Origin of the sequence: Staphylococcus pasteuri, from assembly GCF_030547725.1 — a bacterium.
Taxonomy (GTDB): domain Bacteria; phylum Bacillota; class Bacilli; order Staphylococcales; family Staphylococcaceae; genus Staphylococcus; species Staphylococcus pasteuri.
In genome coordinates this window covers 1-229 of sequence record NZ_JAUOQO010001147.1, presented here as the reverse complement: position 1 = coordinate 229, position 229 = coordinate 1, and the positions used below count along the sequence as shown (strand labels likewise).

Below are 229 nucleotides of genomic sequence, written 5' to 3'. Positions count from 1 at the left end.
GTCTTGGTATGGTTCGCGCCATGGAGCGCAATGGTGTAAACGTTAATTTCTTTAAGCCCATTGCGCAGCCAAAAAGCCGCGAAAAAGGCGCTGAACGTTCTACCGCAATTATTCGTCAAGCGTCAAACATTATTCCTCCAGAGCCCTTCACTCAGGCTTATGCTGAAAACCTAATTAGTGCCAATCAAATCGACGACTTGCTAGAAGGTATTGTTGCACGCTTCAACTC

1 protein-coding gene is annotated in these 229 nt (G+C 46.3%); it reads left to right on the top strand.

Going from position 1 to position 229, the window contains the following annotated elements:
- Positions 1-20: 20 nt before the first annotated feature.
- Positions 21-229, top strand: a 209-nt coding sequence (locus tag Q4528_RS16715; protein WP_303522936.1) for an AAA family ATPase, incomplete at its 3' end; no start/stop codon positions are given.